Source organism: Nocardioides sp. LML1-1-1.1, from assembly GCF_040676175.1.
Lineage (GTDB): Bacteria > Actinomycetota > Actinomycetes > Propionibacteriales > Nocardioidaceae > Nocardioides.
The window spans coordinates 653,533-671,125 of sequence record NZ_JBEGHK010000001.1; the positions used below are offsets into that span (position 1 = coordinate 653,533).

At 69.0% G+C, this 17,593-nt stretch carries 26 protein-coding genes; 9 read left to right on the top strand and 17 right to left on the bottom strand.

Going from position 1 to position 17,593, the window contains the following annotated elements; translation table 11 throughout:
* Positions 1 to 14: 14 nt before the first annotated feature.
* From MRBLML1_RS03200 to MRBLML1_RS03210, 3 genes are all read right to left on the bottom strand, one after another.
* Positions 15 to 1,022: an ABC transporter substrate-binding protein gene (locus MRBLML1_RS03200; RefSeq protein ID WP_364511273.1), complete on the bottom strand. Its 1,008-nt coding sequence runs from the start codon at positions 1,020 to 1,022 to the stop codon at positions 15 to 17.
* A gap of 69 nt (positions 1,023 to 1,091) precedes the next feature.
* The gene (locus MRBLML1_RS03205) at positions 1,092 to 1,856 is read right to left on the bottom strand and encodes an amino acid ABC transporter ATP-binding protein (RefSeq protein WP_364511276.1); all 765 of its coding nucleotides are present in this window, start codon (positions 1,854 to 1,856) and stop codon (positions 1,092 to 1,094) included.
* Complete coding sequence (locus MRBLML1_RS03210; protein WP_364511279.1) at positions 1,853 to 2,827, bottom strand: amino acid ABC transporter permease; 975 nt, start codon at positions 2,825 to 2,827, stop codon at positions 1,853 to 1,855. Before MRBLML1_RS03210 ends, MRBLML1_RS03205 begins: the two co-directional genes overlap by 4 nt.
* 35 nt (positions 2,828 to 2,862) lie before the next feature.
* Here MRBLML1_RS03210 and MRBLML1_RS03215 point away from each other — a divergent pair, with 35 nt between their 5' ends.
* Positions 2,863 to 3,612 carry a GNAT family N-acetyltransferase gene (locus MRBLML1_RS03215; protein WP_364511282.1) on the top strand — a complete coding sequence of 250 codons (750 nt, stop codon included), beginning with the start codon at positions 2,863 to 2,865 and terminating at the stop codon, positions 3,610 to 3,612.
* A gap of 3 nt (positions 3,613 to 3,615) precedes the next feature.
* Here the strand turns inward: MRBLML1_RS03215 and MRBLML1_RS03220 are convergent, their stop codons facing one another.
* Positions 3,616 to 4,332 (bottom strand): calcium-binding protein, encoded by a 717-nt coding sequence (locus MRBLML1_RS03220; RefSeq protein WP_364511285.1) that lies wholly within the window; start codon positions 4,330 to 4,332, stop codon positions 3,616 to 3,618.
* Between the two features lie 142 nt (positions 4,333 to 4,474).
* Between MRBLML1_RS03220 and MRBLML1_RS03225 the strand changes: the two genes are divergently transcribed.
* Positions 4,475 to 5,404 carry a hypothetical protein gene (locus MRBLML1_RS03225; RefSeq protein WP_364511287.1) on the top strand — a complete coding sequence of 310 codons (930 nt, stop codon included), beginning with the start codon at positions 4,475 to 4,477 and terminating at the stop codon, positions 5,402 to 5,404.
* A 111-nt stretch (positions 5,405 to 5,515) separates the two neighbouring features.
* Entirely contained in the window at positions 5,516 to 5,695 is a 180-nt protein-coding gene (locus tag MRBLML1_RS03230) for a hypothetical protein (RefSeq protein ID WP_364511290.1), read from the top strand.
* Between the two features lie 12 nt (positions 5,696 to 5,707).
* Here MRBLML1_RS03230 and MRBLML1_RS03235 read toward each other — a convergent pair whose 3' ends face one another.
* The 8 genes from MRBLML1_RS03235 to MRBLML1_RS03270 form a co-directional block, all read right to left on the bottom strand.
* Entirely contained in the window at positions 5,708 to 6,175 is a 468-nt protein-coding gene (locus MRBLML1_RS03235) for a PPOX class F420-dependent oxidoreductase (RefSeq protein ID WP_364511292.1), read from the bottom strand.
* 20 nt (positions 6,176 to 6,195) lie between these two features.
* Positions 6,196 to 6,732, bottom strand: a complete 537-nt coding sequence (locus MRBLML1_RS03240) for a hypothetical protein (RefSeq protein ID WP_364511295.1) — start codon at positions 6,730 to 6,732, stop codon at positions 6,196 to 6,198.
* A complete protein-coding gene (locus MRBLML1_RS03245; protein WP_364511298.1) occupies positions 6,729 to 6,989 on the bottom strand; it encodes a hypothetical protein in 261 nt (86 codons plus the stop codon). Before MRBLML1_RS03245 ends, MRBLML1_RS03240 begins: the two co-directional genes overlap by 4 nt.
* Before the next feature lie 218 nt (positions 6,990 to 7,207).
* A complete protein-coding gene (locus MRBLML1_RS03250; RefSeq protein WP_364511301.1) occupies positions 7,208 to 7,525 on the bottom strand; it encodes a hypothetical protein in 318 nt (105 codons plus the stop codon).
* A gap of 42 nt (positions 7,526 to 7,567) precedes the next feature.
* The gene (locus tag MRBLML1_RS03255; protein WP_364511303.1) at positions 7,568 to 7,723 is read right to left on the bottom strand and encodes a hypothetical protein; all 156 of its coding nucleotides are present in this window, start codon (positions 7,721 to 7,723) and stop codon (positions 7,568 to 7,570) included.
* Positions 7,724 to 7,745: 22 nt separating this feature from the next.
* Positions 7,746 to 8,573: a nucleotidyl transferase AbiEii/AbiGii toxin family protein gene (locus tag MRBLML1_RS03260; RefSeq protein WP_364511306.1), complete on the bottom strand. Its 828-nt coding sequence runs from the start codon at positions 8,571 to 8,573 to the stop codon at positions 7,746 to 7,748.
* Positions 8,570 to 9,151 (bottom strand): type IV toxin-antitoxin system AbiEi family antitoxin domain-containing protein, encoded by a 582-nt coding sequence (locus tag MRBLML1_RS03265; RefSeq protein WP_364511309.1) that lies wholly within the window; start codon positions 9,149 to 9,151, stop codon positions 8,570 to 8,572. The genes MRBLML1_RS03260 and MRBLML1_RS03265 overlap by 4 nt, the downstream gene beginning before the upstream one ends.
* Positions 9,152 to 9,190: 39 nt before the next feature.
* A complete protein-coding gene (locus MRBLML1_RS03270; protein WP_364511312.1) occupies positions 9,191 to 9,874 on the bottom strand; it encodes a hypothetical protein in 684 nt (227 codons plus the stop codon).
* A 105-nt stretch (positions 9,875 to 9,979) separates the two neighbouring features.
* Between MRBLML1_RS03270 and MRBLML1_RS03275 the strand changes: the two genes are divergently transcribed.
* Positions 9,980 to 11,215, top strand: a complete 1,236-nt coding sequence (locus MRBLML1_RS03275) for a hypothetical protein (protein ID WP_364511315.1) — start codon at positions 9,980 to 9,982, stop codon at positions 11,213 to 11,215.
* Positions 11,216 to 11,263: 48 nt separating this feature from the next.
* Positions 11,264 to 12,049 carry a hypothetical protein gene (locus MRBLML1_RS03280; protein ID WP_364511317.1) on the top strand — a complete coding sequence of 262 codons (786 nt, stop codon included), beginning with the start codon at positions 11,264 to 11,266 and terminating at the stop codon, positions 12,047 to 12,049.
* A 20-nt stretch (positions 12,050 to 12,069) separates the two neighbouring features.
* Here MRBLML1_RS03280 and MRBLML1_RS03285 read toward each other — a convergent pair whose 3' ends face one another.
* From MRBLML1_RS03285 to MRBLML1_RS03295, 3 genes are all read right to left on the bottom strand, one after another.
* Positions 12,070 to 12,873, bottom strand: a complete 804-nt coding sequence (locus MRBLML1_RS03285; protein ID WP_364511320.1) for a DUF6881 domain-containing protein — start codon at positions 12,871 to 12,873, stop codon at positions 12,070 to 12,072.
* Between the two features lie 194 nt (positions 12,874 to 13,067).
* Entirely contained in the window at positions 13,068 to 13,580 is a 513-nt protein-coding gene (locus MRBLML1_RS03290; protein WP_364511323.1) for a hypothetical protein, read from the bottom strand.
* Positions 13,577 to 14,056: a hypothetical protein gene (locus MRBLML1_RS03295; protein WP_364511326.1), complete on the bottom strand. Its 480-nt coding sequence runs from the start codon at positions 14,054 to 14,056 to the stop codon at positions 13,577 to 13,579. Before MRBLML1_RS03295 ends, MRBLML1_RS03290 begins: the two co-directional genes overlap by 4 nt.
* Positions 14,057 to 14,400: 344 nt before the next feature.
* On the opposite strand from MRBLML1_RS03295, the gene MRBLML1_RS03300 reads away from it, so the two are divergent.
* Positions 14,401 to 14,742 (top strand): relaxase domain-containing protein, encoded by a 342-nt coding sequence (locus MRBLML1_RS03300; RefSeq protein WP_364511329.1) that lies wholly within the window; start codon positions 14,401 to 14,403, stop codon positions 14,740 to 14,742.
* Here the strand turns inward: MRBLML1_RS03300 and MRBLML1_RS03305 are convergent.
* Positions 14,736 to 15,698, bottom strand: coding sequence for a 1,4-dihydroxy-2-naphthoyl-CoA synthase (locus MRBLML1_RS03305; RefSeq protein WP_364511332.1), 963 nt, complete (start codon positions 15,696 to 15,698; stop codon positions 14,736 to 14,738). The genes MRBLML1_RS03300 and MRBLML1_RS03305 overlap by 7 nt on opposite strands.
* A 71-nt stretch (positions 15,699 to 15,769) precedes the next feature.
* Between MRBLML1_RS03305 and MRBLML1_RS03310 the strand changes: the two genes are divergently transcribed.
* The 3 genes from MRBLML1_RS03310 to MRBLML1_RS03320 are packed head-to-tail and all read left to right on the top strand — an operon-like array spanning position 15,770 to position 16,935.
* Positions 15,770 to 16,141 carry a MerR family transcriptional regulator gene (locus MRBLML1_RS03310; protein ID WP_364511335.1) on the top strand — a complete coding sequence of 124 codons (372 nt, stop codon included), beginning with the start codon at positions 15,770 to 15,772 and terminating at the stop codon, positions 16,139 to 16,141.
* Positions 16,138 to 16,461, top strand: coding sequence for a thioredoxin family protein (locus MRBLML1_RS03315; protein ID WP_364511337.1), 324 nt, complete (start codon positions 16,138 to 16,140; stop codon positions 16,459 to 16,461). Before MRBLML1_RS03310 ends, MRBLML1_RS03315 begins: the two co-directional genes overlap by 4 nt.
* A gap of 27 nt (positions 16,462 to 16,488) precedes the next feature.
* Positions 16,489 to 16,935 carry a nitroreductase family deazaflavin-dependent oxidoreductase gene (locus MRBLML1_RS03320; protein WP_364511340.1) on the top strand — a complete coding sequence of 149 codons (447 nt, stop codon included), beginning with the start codon at positions 16,489 to 16,491 and terminating at the stop codon, positions 16,933 to 16,935.
* A gap of 10 nt (positions 16,936 to 16,945) precedes the next feature.
* On the opposite strand, the gene MRBLML1_RS03325 is transcribed toward MRBLML1_RS03320, so the two are convergent.
* The gene (locus MRBLML1_RS03325; protein WP_364511343.1) at positions 16,946 to 17,560 is read right to left on the bottom strand and encodes an ACT domain-containing protein; all 615 of its coding nucleotides are present in this window, start codon (positions 17,558 to 17,560) and stop codon (positions 16,946 to 16,948) included.
* Between the last annotated feature and the right edge of the window lie 33 nt (positions 17,561 to 17,593).

A 17,593-nucleotide genomic window follows, 5' to 3' on the forward strand; every position in this document is an offset into this window, starting at 1 on the left:
ACTCACCGCGCCGGTCACTGGTTGTCGAGCGGGAGCCCCGGCGGGTTGATCTCGGACTTCTCGACCGCCTCGTTGGAGAGGTTGTACGTCGCCAGCCACTTCTCGTACTGGCCGTTCTCGATCAGGAAGTTGATCGCGTCCGCCACGGCCTCGACCAGCCCCGAGTCCTTCTTGGTGGTCGCCGCGATCAGGCCCTGGAGGGAGGAGCCGGCGCCGGAGTAGGTGCCCGCGGTGCGGTACTTGTCGCCGGTCTGCGCCTGCTGGTAGGCGACGGCCGGGTTCGGGCCGAGGTAGGCGTCGATCTGGCCGGAGTCGAGGGCTGTCCACTGCGAGGTGCTGTCGGCGAAGTACTTGATGTCGATGCCCTTGCCGCCGGCCTTCTTCAGCGCGTTGCTGAACTCGACCAGGATCTTCTCCTGGTTCGTGCCCGCGCTCACCGCGATCTTCAGCCCGTCGAGCGGCGCCGGGTCGCCGGTGAACTCCAGCGTGCTGTCGGACTTCACCGCGAACGCGACGTCGTCCTTGCGGTAGCCCGCGAAGTCGTAGGTCTCCTTGCGCTTCTCGGTGTCGGTGATGTTGGAGAAGCCGACGTCCGTCGCGCCGCTGTCGATGCCGACGAAGAGGTTGTCCCAGGTCGCGTTGACGACCTCCGGCTCCAGGCCGAGGACCGCCGCGACCAGGCGGCCGAGGTCCGGCTCGGCACCGGTGATCGTCTCGTCGTCGTCGCCGACGTAGGCCAGCGGCGGGAAGCCGTCGGGCAGCGCGCCGACGCCGATGACGAGCTTGCCCTTGTCGAGGATCGCCTTCGGGACCTTGGCGCGGATCTCGTCCTGGACGGGCACGTCGAGGGTGGTCTGCTCGAAGTCGCCGGCGGCCCGGGCGATGGTGACCGTGCCCTCGGCGTCGCCCGACGCCTCGGCGTCGCTGCCGCAGCCGGTGAGCGTCGAGGCGAGCAGGGCGGCGACGGACGCGGCGAGCAGGGCGCGGCCGAAGGGACGGCGGAGCGGACGGGTGGCAGACATGGTTCTCCTTGGTCGAGCATCGTGGGAACGCCGGCGGGGCCGCCGGCGGGTGCTGCGGTGGAACCGTGGTCAGAGGACCTTTCCGAGGAACTCGCGGGTGCGGGCGTGCCGCGGGTGGTCGATCACCGTCTCCGGCGGGCCCTGCTCGACGACGACGCCGCCGTCGATGAAGACCACGTGGTCGGCGACCTCCCGGGCGAAGCCGATCTCGTGGGAGACGATGACGAGGGTGGTGCCGCTCTCGGCCAGCGCCTTGATGACCGCGAGCACCTCCCCGACCAGCTCGGGGTCGAGCGCGGAGGTGGGCTCGTCGAAGAGCAGCAGCCCGGGCTCCAGCGCCAGCGCACGGGCGATCGCCACCCGCTGCTGCTGGCCGCCCGAGAGCTGGCGGGGATAGGCCTTGCCGCGCTCGCCCAGGCCGACCTGGGCGAGCAGCTCCCGGGCCCGGGCGCGGGCCTGCGCCGGGGTCGCACGTTTGTGCGCGAGGAGCGGCTCGGCGACGTTCTCCTCCGCGGTGAGGTTCGGGAAGAGGTTGAAGGTCTGCGCGACGAAGCCGATCCCGGTGCGCTGCTCACGGACCGCCTTGGGTGGCAGCTCCTGGAGCCGCCCCCGGTGCTCACGGACACCGACCAGCCGGCCGTGCACCGCGACGTAGCCCAGGTCCAGGGGCTCGAGGTGGTTGATCGCGCGCAGCAGCGTGGACTTGCCCGAGCCGGACGGGCCCAGGATGACCGTGACGCCGCCGGCCGGCAGGGTGAGGTCGATCCCCTTGATGACCTCGGTGCCGGCGAAGGCCTTGTGGGCGTTGCGGATCTCGACGGCCGGGGCGCTCATCGGCGGGCCTCCGCCACGCGCAGGCGCAGGCCGGCGAGCACCCCGCGCAGCCGCTGGAGGGGAGTGGGCGGCAGGGTGCGCACGGCACCGCGGGCGAAGTAGCGCTCGACGTAGAATTGCACGACGGAGAGCACGCCGGCGATGACGAGGTACCACGCCGAGCCCGCCAGCAGGATCGGGATGATGTCGCCGGGCAGCCGCGACTTGATGATGTTGACCGCGCCGAAGAGGTCCTGCAGCGAGACGAAGTAGACCAGCGAGCTCATCTTGACCAGGCCGATCAGCTGGTTGACGTAGCCCGGCACGATCGAGCGCAGCGCCTGCGGCAGCACCACCCGGCGCAGCCGCCGCAGCGGGGAGAGGCCGAGCGCGTTGGCGGCCTCGACCTGGCCCTGGTCGACGGAGAGGATCCCGCCACGGATCAGCTCCGCGGCGTACGCCGCCTCGTTGATCGTCAGGCCCACGACACCGGCCGCGAGCGGCGCCAGCAGCAGTGGCGTCTCGGTGCTGAACAGGGCTGGCAGGAGCGGGATCTTCAGCGCCAGCGTGGGGAAGAACTGGGAGAGGTTGTAGACGATGATGAAGAGCACCGGCAGCGGCAGCGAGCGGAAGAACCAGATGTAGAGCCAGGCCAGGCCGTTGAAGAGCGGGTTGCGCGAGAGCCGGGCGAGGGCGAGCACGGTGCCGAGGACGAAGCCGAGCACGGCGGCGTAGAGCGTGAGCTGCAGGGTCAGCCGGAGGCCGTCGAGGATGACCGGCCGGGTGAAGAAGCCCCAGAAGTCCTGCCACTGGTAGTTGGCGTTGCCGGCGATGTCGAGCACCAGGGAGACGATGAGGAGGGCGATCACGGCCGTGGCGACCCACCGCACCAGGTGGGGGCGGGGCAGGACCCGCTTGCTGGCGAGCTCGGCGCGCACCGCGTCGACCGTCGGCGCTTTCGTGGCCGGCACGACCACGGGGATGCTGCTCATGGCGGTCCTCTCGGTTGGTGGGGCAATATTGACCTATGACTACTGAGTTAGTCGAGATTCTCGACAATCCTGCCTGGCACTCGCTCGTCGGTCCGCATTCCGGACTCGCCGAGGGCGACGGGCTGGCCCGGCGCTATCGCCGCGACATCTCGGTCTTCCACGCCCTCGCCGACGCCCGGGACCCGCTGGCCTGGGCCGACCTCGCCGCCCTGACGGGTCCGGGCGGCGAGGTCACGATCAGCGGCGACGACGCACCCCCGCCGCCGGGCTGGACCGTGGTGGCAGGTGGCGGTGGCGTCCAGCTGGTCGAGACACCGGCCGTCGCGGCCCGCCTCGACCCGGCGGCCGAGGTGCTCGACGGCAGCGACCCCGCGGTGGTCGCCGAGATGCTGGCGCTCGTCGAGCGCAACCAGCCCGGCCCCTTCCTCAGCGGTACGCCGAGGATGGGCACCTACCTCGGCATCCGCCGGGCCGGACGGCTGGTCGCCATGGCCGGCGAGCGGGTGCACCCCGAGGGCTGGACCGAGATCAGCGCGGTCTGCACCGACCCGGAGTTCCGCGGCCAGGGCATCGCCGCCCGTCTGGTCCGCTCGGTCACCGCCGGCATCCACGCCCGCGGCGAGCGGGCCCTGATGCACGCCGCGGCGACCAACACCGGCGCGATCTCGGTCTACCTCGGGCTGGGCTTCGAGCTGCGCCGGCACACCACCTTCCGGCTGCTGCGGGCGCCGGGCACGGCAGCGGGCCCCCACCCGGTCGAGGTGGAGGCCCGGCAGTCCGCCTGAGGCTCAGTGGAAGGTGTCGGCGGCGTTCTTGTTGGTGACCGCGGCGTCGAAGTTGTCGACGTCCACGTCGTCACGGTGGGCGGCGTCGTGCTCGACGGCGTCCTTCACGGCGAACTTGTCCTTGCCCTGTCCGCCGACGAGGTGGTCGTAGGCCGGGGTGACCTCGTGCGACTCCAGGGTGTCGTCGCCCAGCTGGCCCTCGACCCAGTCGACGCCCTCGTAGCCGTTGAGGTAGTCGTTGCCGTCGCCGCCGTAGAGCTCGTCGGAGCCGTCGGGCACGTTCGCGCCGGCATGGCTGATCAGGACGTCGTCGCCCTCCTCGCCGCGCAGCACGTCGTCGCCCGCGCCGCCGTTGACGAGGTCGTTCTCGGTGCCGGCCATGACGAAGTCGTCACCCGCCTCACCGAGGACCTGGTCGAGGCCACTGCCGGTGTAGATCTCGTCGTCGCCCGCACCGCCGTACACGGTGTCGGCGCCGGTGCCCGAGAGCACCTCGTCGTCGCCGCCGAGGCCGTAGATCGTGTCGTTGCCGGAGGTGCCGATGATCTGGTCGGCGCAGGCGGTGCCGTACGTCGTGACGCCCGGCTTGGCGAAGATCAGCTTCGGGCTGTCGCCGCAGACGGGGCCGGCCTGGGCCGCCGTACCGCTGGCGGTGAGAGCGGCGCAGGAGGCGGCGCCGACGAGGGCGAGCTGGGCGAGGCGGCGGGAGATCGTGGTCATGGCGTGTCCTTGGAGTGAGGAGTTCGGCTCCGGACGGGCGCCGGGCTCACGGGTAGGAGCGGCGGGCCCGCCCGACCTTGCAGAAAACGTTGAGTACGACGACTCACGCGCCGCCGGTGCGCCGGCTGGAACGGTGAGGGCCATGAAGCCGACCCTCCTGCTCGCCTCGATGACCTGCGCCGCGCTCCCCCTGCTCGCCGCGTGCGCCGACCCCAGCCACGCGAGCGAGGCCGACGACCTGCGGGCCCGGCTCGCCGCGCTGCCCGGGGTCGCGTCGGCGAGGCTCGACTACACCGAGCCGGTCACCCTCGACTCCGGCAAGCTGCAGCTGACCGTGCGGATGGAGCCGGGGGCCGAGGCATCGGCGCTCAGCGCCGTCGTCACCCGGACCTACGACGCCTTCGCCGGGGTCCACCACGGCGAGGAGGGTGACCTCGACATCACCTGGGGCGAGGACGTCGTGCACCTGCGCAGCTTCGAGCCGGACGCCGACGAGGCCGCCGTCGGCGCCGCGATCGAGCAGGCGCTGCCGGTGCTGGAGGGCGAGAAGGTGCGCGTCGACATCGAGACCCAGGACGTCAGCAAGGCGCCCCACGTGCGCACCCGCTTCACCGTCACCACGGCGCCCGGACCGGACGCGCTGCTCGCCGCCCTGCCCGGCCTGGACCGGCGCTTCGGCGCCCTCCCCGACGCCGACTGGACCGTCCAGGCCGCTCCCGAGGGCTCCTGGACGCTGGCCTCCAGCGACGGCTTCCCCGGTCCCGACCAGCTCGCGCTCTTCGGCCGGCTCCGCGCCGGGCTCCCGCAGGGCGCCACGGTCTGGCTCGGTGACGACGAGGCGACCAGCCTCTCCCTCCCCGCCGGTACGACGCCCGCGGCCGCCGCCGCGCTCGCCGACCGCCAGCTCGCCCTGCTCGGCGGACCCGGCCGGGCGTCGTACGACCTGATGGTGGGCGACAGCCTCGACGTCTCGATCGTCGACGGCGAGTGCTCCTTCGACACCGGGCCGGTCGGCGAGCGGATCCAGCTGACGCACGGGCCCCGCTGCCGCGCCGTCGTGAGCGCGGGCTGACCCGTGACGTATGACACGAGCGGCGCGGGGTACCGCGCACCCAGCCCCGTCCAGCAGCGGCGGGACACCGGACGCGCGGGAAGCCCGCGCGACACCGCCAGGAGAGTCACCGTGACTCAGGAAACCACCATCTCCCGCGACGAGGACCGCGCGACGGTCCACCACTACATCCGGCTGTTCGGCCGCACGCCCACCGACGAGGAGCTGCTCCGCTTCCGCGAGGCGCGGGCGCGCGTCGTACCGGTGCGGGGGGTGCGACGCCGGGCCGCGCGGTTGATCGTCCGGCTCTGACGGTCCCCCGCCTCAGCCGTCGGCGAGGCGTGCCGGGAAGCCGCCCGTCGCGACCGGGCTCCACCGGGTCGGCGTGATCCGGAGCAGCGACTTGCCCTGGTCGAGCATCGCCTGGCGGTACTCGTCCCAGTCGGGGTGCTCGCCGGAGATGGTGCGGAAGTAGTCAACGAGCCCGTCGAGCGCTTCCGGCACGTCGAGCACCTCGCACGTGCCGTCCACCTGCACCCACGGTCCGTTCCACTCGTCCGAGACCACCACCACGCTCACCCGCTCGTCGGCGCGCGCGTTGCGCGTCTTGGCGCGCTCGGGGTACGTCGCGACCACCAGCCGCCCCGCGTCGTCGACCCCGCCGGTCACCGGCGAGGCCTGTGGGGAGCCGTCCGACCGGCGGGTGACGAGCAGGAAGCGGTGGCGCGGGCGGACGAAGTCGAGGAGCTCGTCGAGGGCGACGTCGGTGTTCGTGGCGATCGTGCGGGGCATGGTCCAGTCGTACCAGGCGCTCAGTAGTCTCGGCGGCGCTCGTCGACCAGCGGTGGAACGTCCTGCTCGCGGAGAGCGCGCAGATGTGTCCTGATCTGCTCATCGATCACGATTCGACTTTCTGCGTCGTCGTCCCACGCCCGGAGCATCGCGGTCAGGTCCACACCACCTCCCGGGCCCCATAGGTCCTCGTGGTCGCCGATGATCTCGAGGACGTACTGTGCCGCCGCGTAGGGACGATGGGTGCGATCTATCCGGTCGACTGCCCAGCAGATGTCCTCCCACTGACCGCGCCACGCGACCTGCTCGTACGGAACATCAACGAGCCGGGGCGCGTGGCCGAGCTCGGCGAGGACGTCACCGAGCCGCACTTCGGCCGCCAGCGCTTGTCGTGACGTCAGCGACGCCAGCTCCCGGAGGAGGGGCGAGTCGTACCCCTCGACCAACCACTGCGCCGCGACCATCGGCAGGTCGCGGTCCGGGATGACTCGACCGCGAGCCACCTGCTCCGGCGTCGGCGTCGGCGTCGGCGTCGGCGTCACGTCGTAGTCGGTCATCGGAACTCACGAACGACTTCGATCAGGCCAATTATGTGCCGGTTGAGGAAGTCCTTCTCGACCTCGAAGCGCGTCACGTAGCCGACACCACCGGCCCTCACGTTCCAGCCGCGAGCGATCTTGACGGCGTAGTCCTCGTTGTGGACCGGGTAGAAGATCGGCTGGTCACGCAGTCGCGGCCACGCGCGCCACCCGGTGCGCTCGAGCAGCGCAAGCTCCTCGGGGCCGGTCGGGCGCCAGAGGACAACCGTCTCCATGCGGGCATCTTCCCCCGTGCCGCGCCTCGGCGCAGGTCGATGAGCTCCGGCCGCGTGCAGCCGATCAGTAGTACCAGGGGAAGCGCGGCACGCTCAGCGGCTGTTGATGGTCGGTGACGGCATTGTGCGGTTGACCTGCGCAAAGCGTTGGCGGTCGTTGATCGCGGACGGCCGCTGACGACTCTCCTGCCACGTTTTTGCCACGCATCGCGCCATTGTCAGGACCGCTCCCAGGGCGGCGGTCCGATGTCGGCGTGTGCGCTGTCGAGCCAGGGCGCGGGGATGTGAGCCCATCCGCCGATCTGCTCGTGCGTGCCGTCGGCGAGGGTCGCCCAGACCTCGGTGTCGGGCGGTCGCCAGATCGTGAGGTAGTCCGGACCGTGCACGACCTCGAACTGAGCGTCTGCAACAGGCCCGCGGAAGGTCAGCAGAACCCGCTCCTGTGGAGGGAAGTCGTACGACATCGCCTCCGGCTCAACCATCACCGAGAACGAAGTGTCAGCCTGCCCTTGGACAAGCATGCGGGTGACCTGCACGCGGTCGCGCTTGGTCCTCCGTCGCCCAATCCCCACCACGGCCTACCCCGGCTCGCCCGGACGCGACTCGTCGACCGCTTGCCGCGAACCCGCGTCCTTGACCTCCAGGGACTCGAGGAGGCGCATTCCGAGGTTCCAGCGCTCGCGCGGGGGCAACGCCATCGCGAGCCGAAGAAACTCCTCTTCGGTTTCGTCCACGCCAGCAACCGTAACCCGACCGTCAGGCATCGGCGATACGCCTTATGAGCTCGTTGCCCCACGCGACGGCTGCCTGGATGTCAGGGAGTACGTCGACGCCCTCGATCGCTCCCTCGTAGAGATCGCCCCAGCCGGCGCCGACCTCCATCACCGGCGGCCATGCCTGCCGCCGTCTGTAGTCGAAGAGCCGAATACACGTCGCCTTGACCTCAGCCATGTCGAGGTTCTCGCCCCTGTCCAGGAGCTGCAGGTCGACGAGATCGCGCACTCGCTCGCTGCCCGGCTCCGAGATTGCGTGGATCTTCTGGGCGACCTGATGATCAGCACGCATCACCGGAATCGGTCCCGGTGCGGGGAGTCCGAGGTCGGTGAAGAGCTCGACCAGATCGGCCGCGATCCGGAGTTCGGGTTCCAAGGCGTCGTCGATCTCGTTGTGACCGAGCTCGAACTTGACGGTCCGCCACGACCGACCGAGGTAGTCAAGCTTCAGGTCGAAGGGCTGCATGACGTAGGCCGGTGGAATGCCCGGCGGACGCGGCGGCTGACGGTCGACCACTCGACCTGTGAAGCCTGCCCAGCCCTGGTTGAGCGAGGCTTCGAAGTCGTCGAGGAACTCGCTCAGCGGATGGACCCGCGCGGCGTCGAGGTCTTGCGTGAATCGACTCTCAGCACGCCCATAGCGAAGCGCCATCGCGGTGCCGCCCTTGACCGCACCCTCAGGGAGCAACTGTCCGACGACAACCATCGCCATCGTCACCTGGCGGCGCACTGTGCTGGTGTCGTCGGTCTCCAGGTTGCGGATCCGCTGCTCAAGCGACCTCAGGTTGGGAGGCGGGGTCGAGTACGTCACGACGCGCTTCTCTCCGCCGGGCCAGGGGCGGGCTTGCGCAGCTCGCCTTGAAGCTTCGCGTATTCGGCACGGGTCACCAGACCCTCCTTGCGAGCGTCACGGGCCGCCTTGAGCAAGCGATCCCGCTCGATTCGACCTCGGCAGTCAAGGATCGCGTCGGCAACGCGCATTGCCAGCAGACCTTCGTAGCGCGTGAGGTTCGGCGCCTCACCACGCGGCGGAGCAGCCACTTCCATGATGGCCGGCATCTTGGCGCGCGTCCGTTTCGGCGCGACCACGCGGATCTTGCGGGGATTGACGTCAGCAAGACCGAACAACGCCAGCACCGAGTCGCCCCGCAGGTAGGCACCGTCACCCGCCCTCAGCAATGCTTCGGCGAACTGGTCGAAGGGCGAGCCGGGGGCATCAGGTACCCGGTAGATCCCGTACGCAACGTGGACCAGCGCTCCTCGTGCCGCCAGCTTGCGCAGCTCGACCGCCGGAACACCCGCCGCGACCGCATCCTTGGTGGTGATGAAGCCGTACTCGCCCAGCGCGATCTCACGCACCAGGTCTCGGTACTTCACCTCGGCAGCCATGGCACAACCGTACCGAAAACGGTACGGTTGTGCCAGCCATCACATGGGACCCATGGCCGACTGGCTACCCACCGCCCACCTCCGCCACTTCGGGGCTCCCTGATGTGCCGCACGCTGGGCATCGACACTGAGCCGCTCGTCGTGTGCGTACAAAGCGTCCCATTGGCGAACGCCGTCAGCGATGAACGTCTCGATGGGAATCTCGCGCGCTTCGGCATCGAGCACCAAGAGGTCGTCGAAGGTGACCGTGCCCTCGATGCAGAAGGCCTCGGTCTCGCCGTCCCTCTCGACGCCGCATTCGTTGAACCAGTAGAACGAGTGCGCGCCGCTTTCGGTTCGAACCGGGATGCGCAGACTCGGATCCGCTGGCCAGTCTCTGGTCAGTCCGGGCTCATCGAAGAAGCGCCAGCCGTAGATCGAACCGCCCCAGGCGAGCGAGTCGAAGAACGTCTCGACCGCAGCCTCGTCAGCCAGAGGGATGGCGGGCTGGGTCGCCGCCTGCTCGCCGAGTGGATCCCGCCGCAGCAAGAACCGCAACTCGGCAGGCCGCTTCAGCCGCATGATCCGGCGACCGTCCTTCATGAGTGGGCCAGACTCTGGAAGTGCGATCACGTGAAGCAGAACCTCGACGTACGCACGGGCAGGGTCGAGCCGTACTCCGACCACGTCGGACTCGTTGAGCGCGACCTCAAGCCTCTCCCGGGTGACGTCGTCCCATTCCATGCGGTCCATCCTCACGCAGAAGCGTCGTCGCCTGCGACCGAGATTGGCGCCGGCAGCGCCGTAAAACGGTCGGGGCTTCACGGCCGTCCGCCGTAGATTGCCGCCATGGGATTCGGGCGCGAGGCAAGGCGGGTGCGTGACGAGACGCTGCCGCACGGCCGGCGCCTTCGAGCACTCGCCCATTGTCTGGAGTGGGCGCAGCCAGTTGGATTCCACCCCTCGTGGCACTACTTGGAAGCCAAGCTCGGCGCGCCGCGCGAGAGTATCGAGTTCCTGGCCCCGGCGATCGACCTGCTCGAGCGGGAACGCAACCTGCATCTCGAACTAGTTCAGCGCTATTCGACCCTTCGCAGACGGCAGAAGATGCGGGGCTCAAGATCACCGCGGCCCGACGCGGTCACTCCGCGTTCGCCAGCTCGGTGGCATGGAGACGAACGAGAGGCAGCCGCGCACGCCTTGCGGTGGTGGCTCCAACGTCATCCGTTGGAGGACTTCGTCGACCGGCCCGAAGCCAAGCTCGCCGTCGACGTCGCGCGCGTCCTCGCGCCTGGTCCAAGTCTCACGTCGTTCGACCCGGCCGCCCTGCAACAGAGTCTCGACTGGGCACGGGATGGAACGCGTGCTGTCGCGAACCAAACAATGGCGGAACGTCGACGTGCCCACCAGGTGCTCGATCTTCTCGGGCAGATCTACATCGTGCTCAACGGCGCTCCCTTGGTGGGCAGTCCTTGGAACTTCACCGCTTCGCCCGATGATCAGGCACGCAGGGCGGCAGTTGCACGCACGTACTTCCGTACGCCGCTTGGGCTCTGGCGCAGCACTCCCCAGGACGGCGTGGGTGACCTCAACGACGCGGCCGCTGACCTGCTGGTGCTCGGATACGACACTCCTGCGCTGCGGCAGCTCGCTGGTCTGTCACCAGGCGACTCGTTCTACGAGGTCGAGCCTGCTGTGACTGCTGCCCTCGACGAACTTGAGATCGGTGACCTCCTCGACATCAGCGCTGACCGGGCGGGGCTCGAGGCCCGACTCGGACTCTTCCTGGACGGCAAACTGACGCTGCGCGAACTCTCGACCTGGGCTCACCAGATGATCGGACACGAGGGCGAAGACGACCTGCAACCGTTCGTGATGCTGGACGACATCTACGACGACTGGGAGTACGCGGGTCAGGACCTTCCTTATCTCGATCAGGTGACTCGCAAGGCCGCCCGCGACTTCCTTGCCGGCCGTCGGGTCACTCGACTCGACTGGCTTGAACCGCCCGCCCAAGAAGGCGTCCAAAGCGCCACCGTGCGCCGGCCGAGTTGGCGCGATCGACTACGCCGCCGAGGAAGGTAGGTCGTGACGAAGCGGAGGGGAAGGCGAGACATGAGGTTTGCTAGGAAGGTGAGCCGTGCCATGCCCATGCCAGTCCCGTTGAAGGCCGACGCCGTCGGGCCCTGTCGGTTGACGTTCGGGCACCTCTCCGTGGCGGGTGCCGATGAAGTGACGAGGAGCCCGGCCGACAACGCACTCTTCTTTGAGACCGCTGAAGGCAGCCTGGGGCGGGTCACCTTCGAGGGCCTGGACGCGATGCGCGCAAGCCGGGGTGAGGTCGCACCGTACGACGACGGTCACGACTTCTCCAGCTGGGTGTACAACGTCCTCGACTCGACCTGGCTCGCCGAACGACACGCCTACGAGTGGAGCAACTACGAGACTCCGCTGCTGGAGACCCACCAGCACTACCTCTTCCGCTTCCATGACGAGTTCGTGGAAGCCATCGCACAGGGCATCTGGGTCGACACAGTTCCCGCGTCTGACCCGTTCACAGTGAGGACAGACCATCCGGGCAGCACGCTCCCGTTGGGCGACGTCGTCGATCAGGGCGAGGCTCACGGCCTCTCATGGCAGGTTCGGTCCACCGAGGTCGACCAACAGACCCTGGTCGTCAACTCGGAGCTCTGTTCACAGCGTCTTTTCGAGTTCTCACTGAGCCTCGATGGCAAGGACAGCGTTTGCGCGTCAGCACTCGTCCGCACCCGCGACGGTCGAACGAGCACACATCTGACCCGCCCGTGGGCGGGTGTCGTCGCCTCGGTGCGGGGCGTAGCGAAACCTCAGGACTTCGCCAAGGAGTGGGACGAGTATTGCCACGGCGTCGCCGAACGACGCCGGGAGATGAGGAAGTAGCTCCATCGACGCGCGCTCGCTCAAAGCAGTCGCAGCACGACGCTGTCCTCCGCCTCCCTTCCGCCGACGCCGTGGGCTTCGACGATCTCTACGATCCAGTCGAAGAGCGTGGTGCCCTCGCCCCGCCTGGCCGCCTCCAGTTGGGCGGTCACCGCTGTCACGTTGGACGGGTGACAGCGGGCGAGTGTGCCCTCAAGCCACCGCACAGTCGCGGGCCAGCCGAGCGCCTCACGCGAACGCGACGAGTTCAACCAACGCAACTCGAAGCCGCCGTCCGGAGTTCCGCACCCACCCCGCAGGATGTCGTTGAACGCGTCCAGGCTGCCGTTCCACTCGAAGTCCGCCAGTAGCGCCGAGAATCGCCCCACGAAGCCTTCGAAGTCGTCGAACCGATCGCCGTCGATGACGAGCACAGGAAGCCCGACTGGAACCGCCTGTCGCCATTTCTCCTCGAACGTGTCCGCATCGAGATCGACGATTTCGAACTCATCGTTCGCCGCGATCTCCGCCACGCTCGGCGTCGGCTCCCAGCTCAGCGAAGTGCTCACCTCTGTGATTCGGTCGGCGCGCTCCAGGCGGCCATCGGCGAACTGGTGGATCTTGCGAACCTCGTAGCGCGCCGCGTCGAGCTCGGAGAGGATCGATGTCGGCTCGTCGCTGGTTGAGTGGCTCCACTTGCAGGCCAGATAACTTCGCGGCGGCGCGAACTCCTCCCGGAACTCGTCAGCGGCAAGGACTGCGTCCGCGAGGTTCCCCAGACCCTCGAAGTACGCTGCATCAGTCGAATCCACCAGCAGCCTCGCGACGCGGTACGCCTCGTCCATGCACTGAGCAAGGATCGGATGCGCTCCACCGTCGAGCCTGCCGCTCGAGAGCCAGGTCGATACGTACCCAGCGATGTCCGAATCAAGAAGGACAACTTCGACGCCACCAACATCCACCCCCCGAAGGTCAGGCGGGAACGGCCGAGCAAGATGCTCAGCCCAAAGCCGCTCGATTGGACGCCGCCAAGGGCTCGTCATTCGTCCCGCCCCTCCGGCAGCCCGAGGGGCGGCACATCGTCTTCGCGAAGCTCGCGGAGATGCCCACGGATCTGCTCGTCGATCGCGGGCCGCAGGTCCGGATTCTCGTCCCAGGCCCGGAGCATCGCCATCAGGGCCTCGCCGCCGCCAGGCTCCCAGAGACCTTCGTAGTCGCCGATGATCTCGAGGACGTACTGCGCCGACGCATAGGGCCGATGGGTGCGATCCATCCGATCAACGGCCCACCAGATGCCCTCCCACTGGCCGCGCCACGGCAGCTGCTCGTACGGAGAATCGAACTCGCGGATCGGATGGCCGAGCTGAGCCAGGACGTCGGCCATCTTCACCTCTCCTTCGAGCGCCTGCCGTGATGTCAGCGAGGCCATCTCCCGCAGAAGCGGCGAGTCATAGCCATCGACCAACCACTGCGCGGCGACCATCGGCAGATCGCGGTCCGGGATGACCCGATCGTGAGAAGCCTGCTCGGGTGTCACGTCGTAATCGGTCATCGGAACTCGCGAACGACCTCGATGAGGCCGACGATGTGCCGGTTGAAATCGTCGAGGTCCTCGGCGGGGATCCAGTACTCGAGGATCGTCTGGCCGCCGGCCTGCTGAACCTCGTACTGGTCGAGGTACGCCTTCTCGACATCGAACCGGGTCACGTAGCCGACGCCACTCGCCTTGACGTTCCAGTCGCGGGCGATCCGGACGGCGTAGTCCTCGTTCAGGACCGGATAGAAGATCGGCTGGTCGGGCAGCCTCGGCGGCCACTCACGCCAGCCGGACGCCTCCACGAGCGCAAGCTCCTTGGGGCCGGTCGGGCGCCACAGGGTGACCGTTTCCATCCGCGCATTCTCGCCCACATCCCGGTCCGCTGCCGATCGACTTTCCGTTGCCACCTCCGTCTCCCCGACCCCCATCCCTCCGCCTCTTTCAAGCCTCCATCCCTTTCCACCAACCACCATCACCTCCCCTTCAACCACCCACTTTTCCTCCCCTTTCACACCCCCATTTCAGTCGGCACGCATGCTACGAAGGATCGAAGCGATCAGAGTTGAGAATGGCCTGTGACCTGCGGATATGTGGTTATCGACGGTGGTCGACGGACGCTTGAGCGGGGTGGTTCGCGTGCACGGCGGAGTGAAGTTCTACCGCGGCGCGGCGAAGGCTGCCCGTGCATATGTCGAGCGCGACCGATCCCGTGCCGATGACTACTACCTCGGCGAAGGGACCGGTGTGGCCGAGCGCTTGGCTGCTACTCCCGGCGCCGTAGAGCATGCGGGCTCGATGGACGGCGACACCTACGAGCAATGGGTCGCCGGGATCGATGTCGAGACTGGCGTCAACAAGGGAAGGCCTGCTCAAGGACGAGCACGCGCTGCGGTTCGTCGAGGTCACCGTCAACGGACCCAAGACCTGGTCGCTCGCAGCCGCGCTTCACCCCGAGATCTCGACGGCGTTGAATGCTGCCCAGGACAATGCGGCGCACGAGATCGTCGGCTGGGTGGCCGCACACGCGGCGACTCGGGTCGGGCCGCGCGGACGGCAGGTGCAGGTTCCGACAGAGAGGATCGAGGCAGCCGTCATCCGGCATTACACGTCCCGCGCCGGAGATCCCTCACCGCCACCTCCATGGCCTCTGACCTGCACAAACGCGTTGAATCAGTAGTACCAGGGGTACGGCGACCAGTCCGGCTCCCGCTTCTCCAGGAACTGGTCGCGCCCCTCCTGCGCCTCGTCGGTCATGTACGCCAGTCGCGTGGTCTCGCCGGCGAAGAGCTGCTGGCCCACCAGGCCGTCGTCGAGCAGGTTGAAGGAGTACTTGAGCATCCGCTGGGCGGTGGGGCTCTTGCCGTTGATCAGGCGGCCCCACTCCAGGGCGGTGGCCTCCAGCTCGGCGTGGGGCACGGCGCGGTTGGCGGCGCCCATCCGGACGGCGTCGTCTGCGTCGTACTCCTGGCCGAGGAAGAAGATCTCGCGGGCGAACTTCTGGCCGACCTGACGGGCGAGGTACGCCGAGCCGTAGCCGCCGTCGAAGGAGCCGACGTCGGCGTCGGTCTGCTTGAACTTGGCGTGCTCCTTCGACGCGAGGGCGAGGTCGCAGGTGACGAAGAGGCTGTGGCCGCCACCGGCCGCCCACCCGGGGACGACGCAGATGACGACCTTCGGCATGAAGCGGATCAGCCGCTGGCACTCGAGGATGTGCAGGCGGGCGAGCTTGGCCTTGTCGATGACGCTGGGCTCCTCGGCGCCGGTGTCGCCGGCGCTCACCGTCCCTTGGGTCGAGCTCGTCGAGACCTCGTACTGGTAGCCGGCGCGACCGCGGATCCGCTGGTCGCCGCCGGTGCAGAAGGACCACTTGCCGTTCTTGACGCTGGGGCCGTTGCCGGTGAGCAGCACGCAACCCACGTCGGCGGACTGGCGCGCGTGCTCCAAGGTGCGCAGCAGCTCGTCGACGGTGTGCGGGCGGAAGGCGTTGAGGACGTCGGGCCGGTCGAAGGCGATCCGGACCGTGCCGTGCGCCTTCGCCCGGTGGTAGGTCAGGTCGGTCAGGTCCTCGAAGCCGGGGACGAGGTCCCACTGGCTCGCGTCGAACGTCTCGCTCACGCCCTCGATCGCACTCATGGACCGAACGCTAGCGGCTCGGGGAGAGCAGGCTTGACCTTGACCCCGGGGGCAAGGTCTACGGTCGGGCCGTGCTCATCAAGGACCTCGCCGAGCGGGCCGGCGTCAGCGTGAAGGCGGTGCGCTACTACGAGTCGCGCGGGCTGATCGTGCCGGAGCGGGCAGCCAACGGCTACCGGGAGTACGACGACGCCGACGTCCTCGTCGTGCGCGAGATCCGGGCGCTGCTGAGCCTCGGGCTCACCGCCGACGAGACCGTCCCGTTCGTGGAGTGTCTGCGCGCCGGCAACGACCGGGCCGACGTGTGCCCGGCTTCGCTCGACGCGTACCGGCTGCGGATCGCCGAGATCGACCGGCGGATCGAGGAGCTGAGCCGGCTGCGTGGCGAGCTGTCCGGGCTGCTGGACGACGCCGAGAGCTATCGACCCCAGGAGGAAGCATGACGCTGCAGGAGATCACCGACGCCGACTTCGAGCACGAGGTGCTCGCCTCCGACGCGCCCGTGCTGGTGGAGTGGTGGGCGACCTGGTGCGGGCCGTGCCGTCAGGTCGGGCCGGTGCTGGAGCGGATCGCCGACGAACGGGCGGGCTCGCTGCGGGTGGTGAAGATGGACCAGGACGCCAACCCCGTCCAGTCCGCCGCCCACCGCGTGCTGGGCGTGCCGACGATGATCCTCTTCCGGGACGGGGCGCCGATCCTGCAGTTGACGGGCGCGCGCACCAAGGCGGCGATCGAGAGGGCCGTCGACGCGGCGCTGGAATAGCGCCCGCGGTCGTGGTCTTGTGGAGGCATGACTCTTTCCGGTGAGTACGAGCCGAGCAGCCAGCAGTGGGTCCGCGACCAGGTCGCGGCGTACGAAGCATCCGGCGGCCGGGAGGCCAACACCCTCCAGGGCGGCAAGGACCCGATCGTGGTGATCACCAGCGTCGGCGCCAAGTCCGGCAAGCTCCGCAAGAACCCCGTCATGCGGGTGGAGAAGGACGGGACGTACGTCGCGATCGCGTCCAAGGGCGGCGCCCCCGACAACCCGAGCTGGTACGCCAACTTCGTCGCGCACCCGGTCGTCGACCTCCAGGACGGGCCCGAGCCCAAGCCCTACCGCGCGCGGATCGCCGAGGGCGAGGAGCGGCAGCAGTGGTGGGACCACGCGGTGGCGACGTGGCCGACCTATGCGTCGTACCAGGAGAAGACGGACCGGGAGATCCCGGTCTTCCTGCTGGAGCCGGTCGAGGACTGACCCGGCCGGGTCAGTCGTTCGCGGTCGCGATCGTGTTGGCGAGGCCGCACAGGTGGCCGAGCCGCGCGATCTCGGAGTCCGCGAACTCCGGTCCGCCGCGGCGGCCGATGACGACGACCTCGTTGCCGTCGAGCCGCGCGGCGGCGTAGAGGGTGACCTCGTCCTCGGGCACCTCGAGGCGCACCGGCGCCTCGATCTCGACGAACTCCAGCTCCTCGGGCGCGGCGCTGGTGCCGTAGACGACGCCCTTGGCCCGGTGCAGGCGCGCGGCCCAGTCGACCCGGAAGGTCGCGGGCAGCAGGTCGACGAGCCGGTCGAAGGCGCGGTCCGGGGCAGCGGTCAGCTCCTCCACGGCCTCCAGGTCCATCACCAGGTTGCCGCCGGCGGGGTAGCGGCTGATCCAGAGCACCTCGACGCCCTCGACCGCGCTGCACGCCGAGACCACCGAGTCCGGCATCGTGCCCGCCGCGACGTCGAGCAGGACGTCGTCGACGACCGTGCCGTCGTCACGCTTCTCCACGATCTCGATCGCCTCGATGTCGCCGCCGGACATACCGATGGCCGTGGCGACGCGACCCAGCGAACCGGGGACGTCGGGCAGCAGCACACGCAGCAGGAACGGCATGCTTCGACACTAACCCGCACGCGTTTCGGGCTC